Source organism: Brevundimonas diminuta (assembly GCF_022654015.1).
Taxonomy (GTDB): Bacteria; Pseudomonadota; Alphaproteobacteria; order Caulobacterales; family Caulobacteraceae; genus Brevundimonas; species Brevundimonas diminuta_C.
The window spans coordinates 2,090,505-2,105,891 of sequence record NZ_CP073063.1 but is presented as its reverse complement, the minus strand read 5'-3'; the positions used below and the strand labels follow the sequence as shown (position 1 = coordinate 2,105,891).

The window sequence follows — 15,387 nt, the reverse complement described above, 5'->3', positions numbered from 1 at the left end:
TACCGGGAGGCGATATGTATGTCGTTCTAGGATTAGTTCAGGCGGCGTTCGCTTTGGTGGCCCTGCTCTGGGTATGTCCGCTGATCGCAAATCCTCGCCAAAATTACGAGTTCTATTACAAACGCGAGGATGCGATGAGCCGCGCCGAGCGATGGCGACACTACCTTCGTTGGGGATGCGTCTTCATTGGGCTACTGATCCTGTTTTACCACGCATCCGGCGCGCTTCTGTCGTGGATTCCTTACTCTTGGGGGAGTCTTGATGAGGACGGCGAGTGGCAAGCGCTGGCTCCATCAGCCCGAGGACTGGCGGCTTTCGTTGGCGCTGGATGTTTCATGCAAGTCTTCGAAGCTCGCGTAGAGTCTGCTGCGAAGCACGTCGTGGAAGAGCATGCTTTGATCGAACTACTAGACACACTTTCGAAGCCGGTCTGGCGCGACGAGACCGCTGAGACTTTGCGGGAGCGACTACTAAAAACTGCTGGTTCTGCCCTGACGAATACGGATCGCGCACATCTCGACGGCAAGGGGGTCCGGGATTATCGCGAATGGCTCGGACGCCGCATCCGCTAAGCCGCGACCGCATCCACCATATCGACCAGATCATCAGCCGTGAGGTGTCCGTAGCGGTCGGCGGTGATCTGGATAGAGGCGTGACCGGCGAGCTTGCTCACCTTCGCCAGCGGAAACCGCTTCATCGCCTTCGTCAGGGTGGTGTGGCGGCAGGAGTGATAGCGCACGAGGCTGAAGTCATGACCGCGCCTTGCCATATCCGATCGGATCGCCTTCCACATCTGCCATAGCTGGCTGGGTGTGAACGGAAACAACGGGCCATTTCCAGCCTGCATCCGCAGTTCGGGCAACAGCGCCGCGATCTCGGCTGTGAGCGGCACGATACGGGGCTTGGTCGATTTTGTCGTGTAGCGCTCGAAGATAACGAAGTGTCGGTCGCCTCGCCGGTCTATGTGGCCGGGATGGATGCGCAGCGCTTCACCTCTGCGGCAGGCAGTAGCGAGCAGGAAGCGGATCAGGGCGTCGAACCGGCGCCAGTCTCGCTGCGGTTCTTCCTCCCGCCGCTTGGCGATCACCTCAAATAGGGCTGCGGCTTCTTCATCGCTGATCACGCGGTCCTGAATGTTTTGGATCACGAAAGTGGGGAAGGTCGGCTTCGCCAACAGCAGCGGTTGGCCCTGATCGTCCGTCATCTTGGTCGCGAGAAGGAGAGCCGCGCTCAGCGTCTCCATGCGCCGCTTTACGGTCGCGGGTGCGAGCGTCTTGCCGCCACGCCCCCGGCTCATGTCGTCGGCGAGTTGCTTCAGACGGGTGTAGTGAAGAGTCGCGATATCCTCGTCACCAATCAGGCGGCGCAGGATGCGGAGGTTGCTGCGAAGGGTGTCGAGGCTGCGATGTCCGCGCCATTCTTCCTTCTCGCACCTGTCGAGGAGATCGCTGACCTTCATTCTGTCTCGTTGAGAGCGGCGGCGAGCTTTCTCGCGACCGCTTCTCCCGACGGCGTCAGACGCAGCACCTTGCGGCGGGCGTCAGTGGGGTGGGGCAGTTGCACGATCCAATCCAATGCATCCGGCTCTTTGTCGGTCGGTGCGAGTAGAACTTGATAGCTGCGGTTGATGCTGGGGCCGAAGATCGGCTGGCCGCTGCTGTCGTCGCCCGCCAGCCCAGCCAGATCGGCCACAATCACCTCGTGTCCCAAGCTGACCTTTTCCGCGATCAACACGAAGGCGAGCACCTGACGCAGGCTGGTCCGTAGGGGGATTTCACGCGCCAGCACGATCATCGCCTGCGCCATACGCGTGTAGGTCCACGAATCGCGCAGCAAGCTCGCCTTCGGCTTGATCGTTGTCGGGACGGGCGCGGTGCGACGGGCCATGATTCTTCTCCGTATTGAGGGAGAAGAATGCGCTGATGCAGTGGGTGCATCAATGAAGAGATCGAGGTTCACGATCTGTAGTCGCTATCTTTGATGGCCGACCAGAAAACCCAGATGATGAACAGGCCGACCACGTGTCCGATTTCCACCTCAACCTCCATAGCTGCATTAATGCAGTATTGGCGCCGATGCATCGATTATGCAAGGGGGCTATCACTGGCGGGCGCGGCTTCGAGAAAAAACTTCAAAAAGTTTTTGGAAAAATTTCCGGAGACCACACCGCCATCGAGACAGCCGAACGCCCTACACTTGACAAAACAAGTCAAGATGTGCTATAAGGCGTTAGGTGTCCAGTATATCTGGTCGTAAATGGAATGGAAGGAGCCAGCTTGTTTGGTGTCACTGAGAAGAAGATGGAACAATCGAAGTCTAAGCGCGGCATGCCGCATGTGGTTGACCCGGCGCCCGTCGAGGGCAGCAGCGCTACGCTGGTGACGGCAGACTGTCTGACTTGGCTGAAGGATCAACCTGACGCTTCGATTCCTATTTTCTTTTTCTCTCCGCCCTTCAACAAACGCCGGGCCAATGCCACGCCGACCGGCAAAATCTGGCCCTCCAAACTCGCCGATGGCTACGCGACCTATCACGACGCCAAGTCCCACGATGATTACGTCAGTTGGATGCACGAGCTTCTGACCGAATGCTGGCGCGTGCTCCGCCATGACGGCGCGATCTTCTTCCAACACAAGGATCAACCGCACCTCGCACGTTTGCTTACGCCGGACGAGTTGATCCCTGCCGAGGTCTACGCCCACCTCCGTCAGCGTATCATCTGGCATAGGCAGGCCGCGCACTGCCCAAACCGCAACTTCCTGAACCCGTCGTTTGAGTTCATCCATCTGCTGGCGAAACCCGGATTCAAGTTCGCGACCGCTGGCAAAATCTGTGACGTGCTCCCCATCCGGCCGACCGCGAAAATCGACAGCGATCATCCTGCTCCCATGCCCGTCGAGCTTCCGCAGCGCATTTTTGAACAGCTTGGCGCGGAGCATGGCGTGGTGTGCGACATCTTCAGTGGGAGCGGCACGACGGGTGTCGCGGCGCGTGCGACTGGCCACGACTACATCGGTATCGAGATCAACGAGGGCTACAACAGCCGGGCTGCGAAACGTCTGGGGTGCGCCGACCCCCGCGCGGCGACCCTTTGGCTGGGTGACGCGCTGGAACGTATGCGGGAAATCCCGGACGGTTCTGTCAACCTGATCGCGACCGATCTTCCCTACGGCCAAACCAAGTGCGCGTGGGACCGCGAGCTTCCCTCGGAGCAGTTGTGGTCGGAGTTCCGACGCATCTTGAAGCCGAACGGCACGGTCGTGATGACAACGGCAGGCCTCTTTTCTGCGAAGCAAATGATCGCTGGCGGCGACCTCTACAAACAGTCGCTTGTCTGGGAGAAGAACCGCCCGACGTGCTTCATCCACGCGTCGCACCGGCCTTTGTCCGCCCATGAAGATGTTCTCGTCTTCAGCAAGGGCGGTGTCGGCATCCGCGCTACCCACCGCATGACCTATAATCCGCAGAACCTTCAGGAGCTTGCCGCGCCCAAGGTGTCGCGCAACGGCGGGAAGGGCGCGGCGGTCTACCGGACGGCCCCGTTGAAATACACGTTTGATCGGAAACAGACCCACACGAATTATCCGCGCTCGATCCTGAAGTTCGCCTCCGTGGCGAAGCCGCTGCATCACACGCAAAAACCGGTCGAACTGTTTGATTGGATCGTTCGGACCTACTCGAACCCCGGTGATGTGGTGTTTGATCCGTGCATGGGAAGTGGGACGACCGGCGTCGCCGCTTTGTCTTCTGGGCGCCGGTTCATCGGTATCGAGCGCGAGGCTAAGTTCTTCGAGATCGCTGAGAAGCGGATCGGAGGCACGGCCGGGATTGCGGCGCCGCAGGCGTCGGTTGCGGTTGAGGCGGAGTCGATCTGGACGCCTGCGGAACAGGCTGTTTGGGATGAGAGACGTGCGGCGTTAAGAGCGGCTAGGGCGAAGGCAAAGCCAAAGCCTGAATGTCAGATTGTCACTCTCTCTAACGCGCTTAATCGGCGGTCGGACATTCAGCCGGATGATCTCCCGATGGTGGCGTAGCGGCCTCCCACGCGGCCACCGCCCGCGCCGCCAGATCGTCGAACGACCCGTCCGCGTCGCAGAAATTTTTCTCCAAATATTTTTTCAAAAAGTTTGGGCGGACATGGTCGGCGGGATAGGCGGTCTGGAATACCGCTAGCGCTTCAGGCTCGATCCAAACGCAGATCGCCGGGATCGTAGGGGCGTCGGCGTAGTCGTGCGCCGTGACAGTGGTGCCGAGAGCGGTCGCCAGTTCGATCAGATCCGATGTCGGGAACAGGACGTGGAGTTTGACGGTCGAACCGTGGAGCGGGGCGAACTCAATGACGTATGGGGCAATAGGCATCACGCCTATTTATGCGCGCCTACTTTGAGTAGGCCTCGGCAAAGTCAAAGGAAGAGCCATAGAACGGCCCCGTGATGTTGGCCGGGCTGCATGCCGCAGTCATAACGCCATAGCCCGTCGTGTCTGGGATCATCGGACTTGGCTCACCGGGAAGAGTGCGCGCGTCTACCTGCCTGTTGTCCATGTAGATCGCGACGTAGTTCACGGCCTGTGTCTCCTCGGCGCAATCGAAGACCCGGCGTTCCACCCTGAAGGTGTATTGCATTCCGGCGACTGTCTGGGGTGTCGGATAAACCGTTGCGACCCACGCAGTGGATCGATTGCCAACCTTGCGAACCGTGGCCCGGTCCATGCCAACGTTGATGACCTCGCCGGACGCCACCCATGCCCATTCCCCTGCAATAGTCGGCGTGGCGAATAGGCTGACTGCTGCGATAAGTGCGAGTTTCATGATTTCCCCTACACGCTTGTGATGCCGCAAGCGCTGCCGCGTCGCAACCCCAGATACACCATGTCCAATCTGAGCAGTCACAGGACTCGCTTCGCATTATCGAGGTCTCACGCACAGATTTGGACGGCAGTCATTCGCCGTCCTTCAGCGCCTTCAGCGCTGCGATCAGAGTCTCGGCAGATACCGGGGCTTCCAGCAGGCTGGTGCGATAGTTGCGATATCGCTCGCGCACCTTTTCGGCCAACGGGCTGACATTTCGGTAGATTTGCTCTGCGCGGAAAGCATTGGCCCGTGCTTCAATCGAAGCGGCGAGATCAGCGTCTGCTATGCATTCGTATTGCCGCACGAGGTAGGTGGTGCAGGCTTCCATCATGGTGTCGAAGGCCGCGATCAATTCGTCGGCCGCATTCAATGTGGTTTTCATCAGTCTCCTTCATGACGCCCGTTAGGGGCGGACAGTTCTTCTTCAGTGGTATTTATCTTCGCGCGACGGGCCTCGGCTTGAAGCTGGGCGATATGGCTGCGGACGATAGCTTTGGATTCCAGCACTAAAGGCGCGTGGTTCCGTGGTTCGAAAGCCGATGGCGGTTCGCAAGTGACCGGTCCCGCGAACGATAGCTCGAACGCCACCAGTGACTTTTCGTCCGGGAATGTCAGGCGGACGGAGGCGACATCGAGCGGAGCGAATAGCAAACGATGACCAGAGACGGCGGATCGCATCTCGTTTCTGATGAAACAATCGACCAAATCGACTGCGATGTCGGCGAAGTATGACTGGTCGGCGATGTCGAGAACGGCGTTGGGGTGGATGTAGCGGGTCTCCGTCACGCTGCCTCCGCTTTCTTACGCTCTCGGTAGGCCTTGCAGCGTTCCGCTGCTGACTTGCGCGGCCGATCTGGCTGCGGCTTAGGCCCGCGTTTCTGCTTCGTCTTCTGTGCGCCGATGTCGTGATGCGCGAGGGTGATCGAGAACGGAAAACCTGCGGCGGTGAAATGCTGGGACAGAAACTCCGCCTGCTCGATGTCATAGACATTCAAGGTCACAGCGGCGGTGCTGGCGGGGTCACGCAGACTGCTGCGGAAGACGATCTGGATCAGGTCTTCAAACTCGCGGTCTCTGCGGATGTCGTCGAAGGCAATCGTTCCACCGGCGAGATCGGCAAAGACGCGCGCTTCGTTCGTCGAAGCCTTCGCCGCGTAGAGGGCCGAGCATTCGTGGAATGCCGCATAGGCGTTTGATCCGGCGATCTTCGGCGAAATCCGGACGCCGGGGATCGCGCCCATCGCGAAGCTGAGGTTGGCGCACCAATAGTGCTGAGATGACACCAGACGGCTGACCCATGCAGACCACCTCGCTACGATGTCGTGACCCTGCTTTGTGTTGGCGAGATGGTTCACGGTCGCCGTGTGATCGGACGCCACGTAGTTGATCCGAACGGCGCGGGGTGCCCAATCCTGCGAACGGGTGATCGCGATAGGCCTTAGCTCGACGTTCGGAGCCGAAATCCTGATCAGCTTGGCGGTCAACAACTGGTCAAACGAGTTGGCGAGGATGATGACCCGGCGATAGATCGCGAGATCGGTCACATCCCAGATCGCGAACCACGTCAGGCGCTGGGTCAGTTGATCCCAGTCCGTCAGTTTGACGGTCACCTTTGACCGGCGAATGCGGTCATGAAGAGCGGCGATGGGACGGGTGAGGGCGTCACGGCCGACTTCATGAAACGACGGGGCGCTCGCCTTTAGACGGATGGCCGAGTAGCCCGCGAGATCGTCGATGGGTTCGAGATTATAGGTGGCGTCCCAGAAAGGGCGGGAAGCGCCGAGGTCAAGGACATCCGAGGTCCAGAGCTTTGGGTCTTCGTCAATGATCAGGGTCCAATCGGCGCAAACGCTGTGATCGACCAGTTTCAAGGCTGCATGCGTGATGATCAGAACGGCGTGGCTGAACTGGCTGAGGGTTTCGATCCGACGCGGAAACTCCTGAACGACGCTGAGCCCGGCCGCGCTCGATAGGGTTGTGATGAACGGCGTAGTTTGGGTTCTTTGGGCCGCCGCGCTAATGCGCTGGGTCCGAACCTCGAACTCCTCGATCCGATCAACCGCGTATAAGTAAAGCGAAGGTTTCGCTGCCATCCATTCGACGGCCCACTGAGTCTTTCCAGCGCCGCATGCAGCAGCGCTGTATTCAATAATCTGCTTAGTCATAGTTCTCCCAACGAGCGCGGATGATTCCGCCGAACTTATTTATCATTGTGGAGAGAATCGGCCCAAATAAATCGTGTGTCGAAATGACCGACACGAACTAATGCATATGATGTGACACGCTATTATCTTAATTACAAAGAGAACTATGTGTCGGTGTCATCCCGAATGGGTTAGCCGAAGGCCGAGGCGGGAGATGGCGCGCCATCGACTAGCGAGGCCGAAAGGCGTCACGAATGCCGAAAGGCGTTCGGGACCCTGATTGCCCAGATGACTAGGCAGGGGATTGCACGGCTCACAGACAAGCTGTGATCCGGCGACCGATCTCGTCTCGCGATCCACGGATCACTCGTCTCGCCATCGGCCGCATTCGTCGAATATTTTTGAAGTATTTGCGGCTTGGCAAACGTCCTCAATCCGTAAGCCCACCCCCTTATTTGAGCATCCGCCGAAGGCCAGCATTAGTCCGTGTCGGCCACTCTCGCGCGGGAGCATGGTCATCCAACGGAAAGAGCCCCGCCCGACAAAATCGGACGGGGCTCCATGAAGAAAGAACCATCAAAGATGACGATCGCTTTGTGGGGTGGCCCACATCGTATTTAGCCCCGGCGATGACAGGATGATAAATACCTCTGAAATCTCCCGACAAAGGTTTCATAGTCATAAGAGGGCTGACCATCACTCGCATACGATGGTCAGCCTTTTTCGTTGGACGATCCATCTACCCAGCGGCATAACCGGCGCAATCTGGGAGGGTTAAATGGGCTGGTGGATTCTATTTTTCATCGTGGTGGTTGTGGGAAGCCTCTTGGCAATCGGCATCAGTAACGCCGATGCAGCGGCAGCCAAATTTCTCGCGCGTCGAAACGAAGTGCAGGAGCAATATCCCACCGACGAGTTTTTCATGTCCGAGCTAGACGGACATTTCATCGGCTTCTCGTTTGAGCGCGGCGTCGTCCTTCTCGGCGATATGATTTTCGCAAAAGAGTATCTCTTTTCCGAAATCTCGTCGGTCGAGATCATCAAGAATGGGTCTTCCGTCACCACGACAAATAGGGGTTCGCAGCTTCTCGGCGCGGCAGTCGGTGGCATCGCACTGGGCGGCGTAGGCCTTTTGGCCGGTGCGCTTACAGGTTCGAAAAAGACCAATGAGCGCGTGGTCGATATCTCACTGAAAATCACAGTCGATGACAACGTGCGCCCGCTTCAAACTGTGAAGCTATTCCAGTCGATCGATCCGAAAGGCACAGAACCAACTAGTGTTCTGATCCAGCCAGCAATCACGCAGGCCGACCGACTGAATGCGCATTTTGTAAACGCGATGCGAAAGGCCGATCAGCAGCGCGAGCTACCCGCGCCCGCTGCGGTTCCGCTGCTGGCGTCGTCCTATGGCGATCAGGTCAGGCAGTTGTGGGAACTCCATCAAGTCGGCGCCCTGACCTTGGAAGAATATCAGGATCAGAAAGCCCGGCTTTCTCAATCCGCATGACGAAAGGCCCGGCACGTGCCGGGCCTTTTGCTATCAGCCGCGATCAGGCGACGAACGCCTCTTCATGATCGACCCACACGTGCGGAAAGTCCGCGCGTAGCTCTTGCTCCATGGCGCGCAAGAGATCGGCTTCCGTCACTGGATGCATGTTGTCCGCGCTATCCATCGACGGTGCTGGCACCTCGGGAAAATGCCCGGCTTCCCATGCCGCCATCGCGGCCCTTTCCAGCGACACGCCGTCCGGCCGAACAAGGCGACGACGGAACGGCGCCTCTAGATGCCAGCGGTTTAGATCGCGGGCGGATAGCTCGCCGCCATCATCGCAAACCCCCCGGATCGACAGGAACTCGCAAAGCGATGGATCTCGCCGAGGATGGAATGGACGCGGACGGGTAGGTGAGGGCGGCTTAGGGTCTGTGTCGTCGTCATCATGGTCGATTTCCGGCCCGTGCAGCGGCTTCGAGAGGTCCGGAAGGCAGATGACGCCATCGGCCCTGAAAGGGGCCTCTACAGGCTTCGTATAAACTGCGGCCTTATCAGCCAACTCGAACAGGTAATCGCAGGCCGCTTGTGCCTTTGACGCGGCGGTGAAGATCGCGCGCTTGTCCGCCTTCAAAACCTTCAGCCATGACGCGAGATAAGAGGCGTGATCCTCGCGAGTCTCGTTCTCAATCCCAAGGCGGGCGCAAGAGAACGCCGCGCCCATTTCGGCGACCAATTCCTCAAACGCATAAGCCTTGTCGCCGAACCGCTTGCCAAACTGGCGATCAAGCCGGGCCTTCGCGCCGCTCCAATGCGTCAGTTCGTGGGCGAGGGTCGAATAGTAGCGTTCCGGCTCGCCATACGCCGCGAAGGGCGGAACCTGCACAAAGTCACCCTTGGGCGAATAGAAGGCTTGCGAGCCGCCGTGGCGAATGTCGGCGCCCGTCGCGACCGCCCATGCATCGGCCTTCGCGATCCGGGTTTCCGAAGGCTCGACCGTCGGCGGTTCATAAAACGAGGCGGGCAAGCCGTCGATTTGTTCGACGTTGAAAACCGCATAGCCCTTCGCGAACAGGCGCGCTTTGCCGTCGTCGCCTTCGTCCGCGTCATCGGCTTGAGCCTTGAAGGTTCCCCAATACACGACAGGCGATGACCGCTCGCCTTTGCGGACGCATCCGCCTAACGCCTTGGCCTGATTGAAGGTCATCCAAGTGTGGTGACGATAGCCCTTCATTTCGGCCGCGCCCCACAAGAGCGCGACATTGATGCCGCGATAAGCCTCGCCGCCGACGCGAGTAGGGATGACGGGCAGGCCGCAGGCCTTCGCATTGTGACCGGGCGCCCAAGGCTTCACGCCTCTTTCCAGCATGGCGATGATGGAATCGGTGACGGTTTGATAGATGTCAGCTTTCATAATGTTTGCTCTGATGCAGTGATTAGGTGATGGGTTAGCCGACGACTTCGAAGAGCCAGCCGTTTACGCGGAGCGGTTCGCCGGTCGCATCGCAGATTGCGTCGAATGCGCCGTCTAGATCGGCATCAGGACGAACCCAGACAGTTAGATCGCAGGCCGTCGAGGTCAGATCGATCAGTCGGTTGAACTCGGAAGTCATCGTCTATCCTTTGCGCTTATGCAGTGATTACGCCGGGCCTCAAACCCTTCGCGTTGATGCAGCTATCTAGAATCCGACCCGGAATCGTTGTCAAGCAAAAAAATGCATTAATGCATCTATCTCGACGAAAACGGCAGGCCGAAACGAAAAAATCCGGCGCGCCTACGTATGCGCGACCATGCGCCAGATCGTCGGCTCGCGATCACCCAGACCGTCCGCCTGATCGTGGCGCAAACGGTTGATTGCCGGTTGTAGTGGCAATGTAACGAAATGAATACAATGCGTTGACGCGAGCCTAGGTTTCAGGATCGCTTCAGAAGGCCCTCGACATCGTCATATAGACCCCCATGCCCCCGAGGGTCGAGGCGAACCGGCCGGGCAGGGCGCCCCCCCACGGGGGTGGGGCCAGCGGCGGCACGTATATTCCCTACTTCGGATACGCGACCCAAAATCAATTCGGGCATCCAGCGCGCCTGCGGTATGCTTCTCGCCATGACGGAAAATATCAAAGAACAGATGGTGCGCCGCTGGCGTGAAATGGCTGAACGGGACCGCGAGACCCTTGCGATCTGGCGTCAGCACGACTTTCGCACAGGCGAGGATGGCCGCGACACTACGGACGAGGATCGCCAGCGATTTGAAGAAAGCATCCTGCGCCTTGAAGACATGATCGCTCGGGTAGAGGCGTCCAGCTAAGATCGCAGAGTGACTTTCGGCCGTGCATGGTCTAACAACAAAAAGGACGGCCCCGTAAGGAGCCGTCCCAGTGATCCGGTCATTTGACCGGCTAAGCTGTTGTAACGCTGCGCCAGACCATGGCGACACCTCCTATCTGGCTTAGGCTCTGCGGGCCTTCGCCGGGGATGGGTAGAGACTTACGAAGCCCCCGGCCCGAAAGGTTCGGGGGTTTTTCGTGCCTGAACGGGTCAGGCGAATTCCGTATACGACCGAACCGCGATATCGACAAGGGGGTCCGTGAAGTATTTGTGGACAGAATGGCGCACGGATATTGGGCGGCGTTGCAAGCGACAAGTCGTGCTTGATGAGGTTGGGTGATTATCACTGCTAAAGTGAAAGTCCTGTCCAACTCTGACGTTGTGTATGATGTTTTCGTTGTCGTGCTTGATCTGATACTCGTATCGATAGGGCGAAGTATCATACTGTGTGCATGGTCGTAGTCGCTAGCGGTGCTTTCCACCGTTCTGTTCCAACTGTTCGTCGAAGTGTTGGTCCAATGATTGGTCGAAGCGTTCGATAACGTTGTCGAACCTGCTGACGGTGCTGGCGGTGATGCGATCCCACGCGAAGCTGGCGCTGGCATTGCGGGAAGCAACTTCCCAACCGCCCACAGATCGTTTCGCCGGTCGTCTTGAAACCGGAACGAAAGCGGAACATTCCTCCCGTGATGCGCTCACGTCCGGAAAGCGAATGGCGAGATTACAACGTCACGGCGCGTGACCTCGTCGCCGATTCCTCGATTTACATCCTGTTCGATTGTCAGGGTTGTCGCTCGATGCGCGAAGCATCCGTGTGGAGGATCGGCGCGCGCCTAGCCGACGATCCGATTCAACGCCTGCGGTTTCGCTGCCAAGCTTGTGGCGTCTATGCGCAGACTGTCCGCGTTGCTCGGCGGAACTCGTCTGCGAGCGACAAGCTGCTGACGATCCGGCTGAACCCTGCGTGCTGGGATGATGGCCATGAGACTTTGCAGCGTCAGGCGATTGCTCGGGCTGCGAAACGGTGGGTGGAAAAGGGCGGCCGGTAATCGCGTGGGTTCGGTTGCGTCAGTGTATCAGTACGGTAGAAGCCAAAGGGCTTCGGGAGGGAATCGATGATTCGTTTAACTAGCGCCGCTTTTGCGGCTGCTTTGGTGCTTTCAGGCTGTGCTTCTATCGGCACGAACTACAATCCTGCTGTCCTCGCGCAGTTGACGCCCGGCATGACTGAGGCCGAGGTGATTGCTCGAATGGGCACGCCGAACAGTCGAACCGTCCTCCACGACGGAACCACCTCATTGATGTGGCTTCATTCGTCAGCGACCGCCTTCGGCACTGGTGGCGCGAAGTCTGCTGCAATCCTGCTCGACCGCGATGGTCGGTTCGTCAGGGTAATCACCACCACCGAAACGAAGCTCAACTAGATGCGCAACCGATCGATCTATCTGGGCCTGATGGCTGCGACCATGATGTCAGCGTGTCAGGCGAAGTCTGAAGAGACGACACCAGTCGAAACTGTTGCGGTCACGCCTGCACCTGAAGTCGCATCGGCCGCAGCGGTCCCGACCGCCTCAGCCCAAATCGATCCTGATAGTGATGCCGCTTTAGCCGAATACGGGTCGCACATCTTCCCCGATGCTGGGTGGGATGTTTCGCTCAAACAGCTGCGCGATTGGGCATTTGATCACCCTAATGGCTACGCCCGTTTCGGTATCGACGATCAACCCGTTGGTAGGGTCATTTTTGTCGGTTTGGAATGGCAAAGAGACGACGGAAATCTTGCCGACTATGGGTTCGTGTTCCGGCCCAACAGTCAGGACAACCGCTTAGAACTCGTGCTCGGCTTCAACGGCGAGCGGCGTCTTTCCAAACAAGATGCTGACGAGGTGTTATCCGGCATAATCCTCGACATGTATCATCAAGGCTACTTCGAGCCGGGGTGAGTCACACCAGCCGCATGACCTCGGCCGAAGCATAGAATCCATTCGGTCCCATTTTCGGGAGGATGGCGAAGCCTCGATTCACGACCTCATAGAGGTGAGCGACGAGCGTATCGAACGAAACCGTAGCGCCGCAGTATAGCGTTGCGGTTGTGCTGTCACGTCGGAAGCGACGCGCTAGCCTTTTGCGAATGTTCTCACCATCGCGACGACGGCATCGCGCTGAGGGTCATCAATCTGCGCCCATAGCTTCAGGATGGCGCGTTCCGAGGCTGTCAACGCCTTCGGATCAGGATCGCCATAGAGATCGGCGACATGGCACTTCAACGCCTCGGCGATGCTGAGAAGAGTGGCGGCCGACACTCGGTTCACGCCACGCTCGTATTTCTGAACTTGCTGGAAGGTGACGCCGATCTGAGCGGCTAGCTGGGCCTGAGTGACCTTCAGTGTTTCGCGGCGCTGGCGGATGATCTGGCCGATCTGAATGTCGATGTCGGAGGCGATTTTGGTGCGCATGGAAGCGGCTTACCGATTTCACGCATCTAAACCTAGCTGCTTTGTCGAACTTTTCAGATCACGCGCGTCGCGAGACTAACCTGCTGTGATTGCCGCAAGGCGATTCGTCCCCAGCCTCATCTCCCGAATTCTCGTGGCATTTCCACCAGATGTAGCGATCATGGGAATTGTGATCGCAACATAAGGCGATTTGGGCTTGAGGATGCACAGGTGTTTGGTGTTGTTCGATGATGAGTTGAACAGAGAGCACTAGCCGCCAATGCTAACGAACCCCGACCTAAACGATGTAGTCGTCTACCTAACGATTGCGAAGATCGTCATCCCGCCCGTTGTCAAGGTGCTCAGGCGCATGGTCAACAAGTCCATCACCGTGATCGTCATTACGCGCGATAAGTGATCATCTCTTCCACGGTCTGCCGGGCGCTCGCGTGCGACCCTTTTTATTCAATAGCTGACCAATGGGCGTATCGGCGAAATAGCGCTTCTCCCATTCTCTATCGAGTTTCTTGAGGTGTTCAGCTTCAGCCTTCTCGTCATCGACCGCCATATACGTCTTCCAGTATTCGACAGCCTGCGCCAGCACGTCGATGCGGTCATCGTGCTTCAAGGCGCCGCGCTGCGAGGTCATGTGGGTCATCTGGAAGAAGCCTGACCGGACGCGGTCAGAGATCAAATCCTTCTTCACTACCTCTCGGCTGAAGACGAGACGGTGGCGGCGGATCGCAGGCTCTAGCGCGCCTATGATGCGTTTCTCCTTTTGCCCCGACACCGTGATCCCTTCGATGCCGCATCTCCATTTTACCGAGAAGCGTTTTTGAAGGGTCGGCGTCAGCGCGATTTGCCACGAGCCACCTCCGTAGTTGTTCTCGATGATCACGGTATTGACGCGGTGCTCCTTGGCGATGTCGGCGAGTTTCTCGTGGGTTTCGATTGCCACCCCATCAGTGAACCCGCCCCATGCGCAGACGAACACACGTCCATTCAGGAACTTGGTGACAACGTAGGCCGTCTCGTCCGCACCGGCTCCCGATGGGTCGATGTGCATGACGCTGCCGGTGTAGTTGGCCCAATGCTCGCTGACATTGAATGGGGCGTAGAAGCGATCACCCGTGAAACCGAAGTTGTGGAAGCCGGGGTCGCGGATTTGTTTCGCGTCATCGCTCGCGTAGCTGATTGCGACAGGCGCCCGGTCAGGGTCCACATCCATCACAATCAGATCCGATGTCTTAAGCGGGAAGCGCTCGGCGTCGGACATCGTTGTGTCCAACATCATCTGGAGCATGAACTCGGCTGCGGTCCCGTCGAGTTCAGATTCCAAGAGCTTCTGATCGGTGAAGCGGGCGGGGTCAGTCGGCGCACCCCCTAGGGTGCTGAGGCCGGTTGGGTCGCATAGCTTGGGATTGGCCTCGATATCGGCGAGCAGCATCGGTGACAGGGTGTCGCCATAGCTGGGTAGTTTGGCGCGCAGCGGATATCGCGATGTCCAAACCCGCACGGTGTAACCGCGCTTGGTCAGGTCATTGTAGATGGACTCTTCGGTCTGCGGTGTCCCCAAATAGATAATCTCGGAATCCGCCTTCGGCGTGAGGATTTTGCCGAACTCGGATGTGGCGTGCCGCAGCTTGTCTCGCTGGTCTTCGGTCGCAGAATTGCGTTGGTTCTCAACGTCGTCTGCGATCAGGATGTCGGCTCGGTTGCCCGCAAGTTGGCCCGTGATCCCAAGACAGGAGACTGACGGCTGTCGGTTCGGTCGCGCTGGACCAACATCAAACGCGAGCGTCGAAGAGCGCTGATCACGGCGGGGACGGAGATGAGCCCAATAGGCATCTCCTGCCTCGTGCTCGATGATCGCCTTGATGAGGTTGGCGTTGTTGACGGCGCCTTGCTCACCGGCGCTGACGATCAAGACCTTTTTCTGAGGGTCTCGCCATAACTGCCAAACGACGTAGGCGCAGGTAATGAAAGACTTGCCGAGGCCCCGGTAGCCTTCGATGGCGCGTCGGTTTGGCCCCCCAGCCAAGAACCGTGCGATATCGAGTTGGACGCGGGTCGGCTTTGGAAGTTCTAGAACGTGCTTCCAGAGATAGTGGAGGAAGATGCTGAAGTCGGACTTCAGA

General features: G+C 58.4%; 19 protein-coding genes. 7 read left to right on the top strand and 12 right to left on the bottom strand.

The genetic code is table 11. The features are described 5' to 3' along the window. Positions 1 to 14 precede the first annotated feature (14 nt). A complete protein-coding gene (locus tag KAK88_RS10450) occupies positions 15 to 572 on the top strand; it encodes a hypothetical protein (RefSeq protein ID WP_161639217.1) in 558 nt (185 codons plus the stop codon). Here KAK88_RS10450 and KAK88_RS10445 read toward each other — a convergent pair. Next, positions 569 to 1,459, bottom strand: coding sequence for a tyrosine-type recombinase/integrase (locus KAK88_RS10445; protein WP_161639216.1), 891 nt, complete (start codon positions 1,457 to 1,459; stop codon positions 569 to 571). The genes KAK88_RS10450 and KAK88_RS10445 overlap by 4 nt on opposite strands. Further along, entirely contained in the window at positions 1,456 to 1,887 is a 432-nt protein-coding gene (locus tag KAK88_RS10440; RefSeq protein WP_161639215.1) for a hypothetical protein, read from the bottom strand. Before KAK88_RS10440 ends, KAK88_RS10445 begins: the two co-directional genes overlap by 4 nt. A gap of 389 nt (positions 1,888 to 2,276) precedes the next feature. Here KAK88_RS10440 and KAK88_RS10435 point away from each other — a divergent pair, with 389 nt between their 5' ends. Further along, positions 2,277 to 4,034 carry a DNA-methyltransferase gene (locus tag KAK88_RS10435; protein ID WP_242076591.1) on the top strand — a complete coding sequence of 586 codons (1,758 nt, stop codon included), beginning with the start codon at positions 2,277 to 2,279 and terminating at the stop codon, positions 4,032 to 4,034. Here KAK88_RS10435 and KAK88_RS10430 read toward each other — a convergent pair. From KAK88_RS10430 to KAK88_RS10410, 5 genes are all read right to left on the bottom strand, one after another. Next, on the bottom strand, positions 3,985 to 4,359 hold the full coding sequence (locus KAK88_RS10430) for a hypothetical protein (protein ID WP_161639212.1): 375 nt from the start codon (positions 4,357 to 4,359) through the stop codon (positions 3,985 to 3,987). The two genes, KAK88_RS10435 and KAK88_RS10430, sit on opposite strands and share 50 nt — an antisense overlap. A gap of 19 nt (positions 4,360 to 4,378) precedes the next feature. Next, positions 4,379 to 4,810, bottom strand: coding sequence for a surface-adhesin E family protein (locus KAK88_RS10425; protein ID WP_161639211.1), 432 nt, complete (start codon positions 4,808 to 4,810; stop codon positions 4,379 to 4,381). A gap of 130 nt (positions 4,811 to 4,940) precedes the next feature. Next, positions 4,941 to 5,234, bottom strand: a complete 294-nt coding sequence (locus tag KAK88_RS10420; protein ID WP_161639210.1) for a hypothetical protein — start codon at positions 5,232 to 5,234, stop codon at positions 4,941 to 4,943. Further along, positions 5,234 to 5,638 carry a hypothetical protein gene (locus tag KAK88_RS10415; protein ID WP_161639209.1) on the bottom strand — a complete coding sequence of 135 codons (405 nt, stop codon included), beginning with the start codon at positions 5,636 to 5,638 and terminating at the stop codon, positions 5,234 to 5,236. Before KAK88_RS10415 ends, KAK88_RS10420 begins: the two co-directional genes overlap by 1 nt. Then, the gene (locus tag KAK88_RS10410) at positions 5,635 to 7,017 is read right to left on the bottom strand and encodes a hypothetical protein (protein ID WP_242076590.1); all 1,383 of its coding nucleotides are present in this window, start codon (positions 7,015 to 7,017) and stop codon (positions 5,635 to 5,637) included. Before KAK88_RS10410 ends, KAK88_RS10415 begins: the two co-directional genes overlap by 4 nt. Positions 7,018 to 7,774: 757 nt before the next feature. Here KAK88_RS10410 and KAK88_RS10405 point away from each other — a divergent pair. Beyond that, a complete protein-coding gene (locus tag KAK88_RS10405; protein WP_242076589.1) occupies positions 7,775 to 8,503 on the top strand; it encodes a hypothetical protein in 729 nt (242 codons plus the stop codon). 43 nt (positions 8,504 to 8,546) lie between these two features. On the opposite strand, the gene KAK88_RS10400 is transcribed toward KAK88_RS10405, so the two are convergent. Further along, complete coding sequence (locus tag KAK88_RS10400) at positions 8,547 to 9,899, bottom strand: ArdC family protein (RefSeq protein WP_242076588.1); 1,353 nt, start codon at positions 9,897 to 9,899, stop codon at positions 8,547 to 8,549. Positions 9,900 to 9,933: 34 nt separating this feature from the next. Further along, the gene (locus KAK88_RS10395) at positions 9,934 to 10,098 is read right to left on the bottom strand and encodes a hypothetical protein (RefSeq protein WP_161639207.1); all 165 of its coding nucleotides are present in this window, start codon (positions 10,096 to 10,098) and stop codon (positions 9,934 to 9,936) included. Between the two features lie 480 nt (positions 10,099 to 10,578). Here KAK88_RS10395 and KAK88_RS10390 point away from each other — a divergent pair, with 480 nt between their 5' ends. Continuing rightward, positions 10,579 to 10,794 (top strand): hypothetical protein, encoded by a 216-nt coding sequence (locus KAK88_RS10390; RefSeq protein ID WP_161639206.1) that lies wholly within the window; start codon positions 10,579 to 10,581, stop codon positions 10,792 to 10,794. 485 nt (positions 10,795 to 11,279) lie between these two features. Here the strand turns inward: KAK88_RS10390 and KAK88_RS10385 are convergent, their stop codons facing one another. Beyond that, positions 11,280 to 11,447, bottom strand: a complete 168-nt coding sequence (locus KAK88_RS10385) for a hypothetical protein (RefSeq protein WP_161639205.1) — start codon at positions 11,445 to 11,447, stop codon at positions 11,280 to 11,282. 56 nt (positions 11,448 to 11,503) lie between these two features. Here KAK88_RS10385 and KAK88_RS10380 point away from each other — a divergent pair, with 56 nt between their 5' ends. The 3 genes from KAK88_RS10380 (at position 11,504) to KAK88_RS10370 (ending at position 12,757) form a co-directional block, all read left to right on the top strand. After that, complete coding sequence (locus KAK88_RS10380) at positions 11,504 to 11,863, top strand: hypothetical protein (protein ID WP_242076587.1); 360 nt, start codon at positions 11,504 to 11,506, stop codon at positions 11,861 to 11,863. Between the two features lie 66 nt (positions 11,864 to 11,929). Further along, entirely contained in the window at positions 11,930 to 12,238 is a 309-nt protein-coding gene (bamE, locus tag KAK88_RS10375) for an outer membrane protein assembly factor BamE domain-containing protein (RefSeq protein WP_161639203.1), read from the top strand. Beyond that, positions 12,239 to 12,757, top strand: coding sequence for a hypothetical protein (locus tag KAK88_RS10370; RefSeq protein ID WP_161639202.1), 519 nt, complete (start codon positions 12,239 to 12,241; stop codon positions 12,755 to 12,757). A 174-nt stretch (positions 12,758 to 12,931) separates the two neighbouring features. Here KAK88_RS10370 and KAK88_RS10365 read toward each other — a convergent pair whose 3' ends face one another. Next, complete coding sequence (locus KAK88_RS10365) at positions 12,932 to 13,270, bottom strand: helix-turn-helix domain-containing protein (protein ID WP_161639201.1); 339 nt, start codon at positions 13,268 to 13,270, stop codon at positions 12,932 to 12,934. A gap of 397 nt (positions 13,271 to 13,667) precedes the next feature. Next, positions 13,668 to 15,368 (bottom strand): phage terminase large subunit, encoded by a 1,701-nt coding sequence (gene terL, locus KAK88_RS10360; RefSeq protein WP_242078584.1) that lies wholly within the window; start codon positions 15,366 to 15,368, stop codon positions 13,668 to 13,670. Positions 15,369 to 15,387 lie beyond the last annotated feature (19 nt).

Bases quoted from the DNA above. Each gene is read 5' to 3' on its own strand.
- KAK88_RS10445 (WP_161639216.1), bottom strand. From the start codon at position 1,459: ATGAAGGTCAGCGATCTCCTCGACAGGTGCGAGAAGGAAGAATGGCGC.
- KAK88_RS10425 (WP_161639211.1), bottom strand. From the start codon at position 4,810: ATGAAACTCGCACTTATCGCAGCAGTCAGCCTATTCGCCACGCCGACT.
- KAK88_RS10450 (WP_161639217.1), top strand. From the start codon at position 15: ATGTATGTCGTTCTAGGATTAGTTCAGGCGGCGTTCGCTTTGGTGGCC.
- KAK88_RS10405 (WP_242076589.1), top strand. From the start codon at position 7,775: ATGGGCTGGTGGATTCTATTTTTCATCGTGGTGGTTGTGGGAAGCCTC.
- KAK88_RS10395 (WP_161639207.1), bottom strand. From the start codon at position 10,098: ATGACTTCCGAGTTCAACCGACTGATCGATCTGACCTCGACGGCCTGC.
- KAK88_RS10440 (WP_161639215.1), bottom strand. From the start codon at position 1,887: ATGGCCCGTCGCACCGCGCCCGTCCCGACAACGATCAAGCCGAAGGCG.
- KAK88_RS10400 (WP_242076588.1), bottom strand. From the start codon at position 9,899: ATGAAAGCTGACATCTATCAAACCGTCACCGATTCCATCATCGCCATG.
- KAK88_RS10380 (WP_242076587.1), top strand. From the start codon at position 11,504: ATGCGCTCACGTCCGGAAAGCGAATGGCGAGATTACAACGTCACGGCG.
- KAK88_RS10370 (WP_161639202.1), top strand. From the start codon at position 12,239: ATGCGCAACCGATCGATCTATCTGGGCCTGATGGCTGCGACCATGATG.
- KAK88_RS10365 (WP_161639201.1), bottom strand. From the start codon at position 13,270: ATGCGCACCAAAATCGCCTCCGACATCGACATTCAGATCGGCCAGATC.
- KAK88_RS10430 (WP_161639212.1), bottom strand. From the start codon at position 4,359: ATGCCTATTGCCCCATACGTCATTGAGTTCGCCCCGCTCCACGGTTCG.
- KAK88_RS10390 (WP_161639206.1), top strand. From the start codon at position 10,579: ATGCTTCTCGCCATGACGGAAAATATCAAAGAACAGATGGTGCGCCGC.
- KAK88_RS10410 (WP_242076590.1), bottom strand. From the start codon at position 7,017: ATGACTAAGCAGATTATTGAATACAGCGCTGCTGCATGCGGCGCTGGA.
- KAK88_RS10420 (WP_161639210.1), bottom strand. From the start codon at position 5,234: ATGAAAACCACATTGAATGCGGCCGACGAATTGATCGCGGCCTTCGAC.
- bamE (WP_161639203.1), top strand. From the start codon at position 11,930: ATGATTCGTTTAACTAGCGCCGCTTTTGCGGCTGCTTTGGTGCTTTCA.